The organism is Acidovorax sp. GW823-FHT02H02 (genome assembly GCF_058797075.1).
Window position 1 is genome coordinate 1 of the sequence record NZ_JBXAJH010000054.1, and the last position, 573, is coordinate 573.

The window sequence follows — 573 nt, forward strand, 5'->3', positions numbered from 1 at the left end:
TATCAGCACGCCGCCGCGGCCCTAAATACCGAGGCCCAGTCCGCCCGCCAGCAACTGGAACAAACCCAGCGGGCGTTGGCCGATGAAAAAGCAGCCCATGCAAAAACCAGCGAGTCACTGCGCGGCAAGATCCTGGAAGGCACACAACTCACGCAACAGGTAGTCGATCTGCAGGAGCGCATCGAGGCCGAAGAACGCCACCGGCAATCCCTGGAGGAAAAGCACCAGCATGCCCGCCAGGCACTGGAGCATTTCCGGCAGTCCACCAAAGAGCAGCGCGATCAGGACCAGCGCAAGCATGAGCAGCAGGTGCAGTACCTGCAGGCTGAGTTGCGCACCGTGAATGAAGCCTTGGCAACCAAGCAGCAGCAAGCCGTCCACACCCTTCAGGAAAACGCGCGCTTGTTGGGTGATCTATCCCGTGCCCAGGGCGATCTGCACCAGCTCCAGGAAGAGCTGCGGAGCCTGCGGCCGCTCAAGGATGAACTTGGGTTTTCACAACGGCGCACCGAGGAGTTGGGTCGGCGCCTGGTTGAGCAGGAGGCGGCCGTCAAGCAACTCAACGCCTCGAAC

The 573-nt window shown here is 61.6% G+C and carries 1 pseudogene; it reads left to right on the plus strand.

Annotated features, from left to right (window positions below):
• A pseudogene (locus AC1RDS_RS21005) lies at positions 1-573 on the plus strand (DNA-binding protein); the annotation flags it as partial.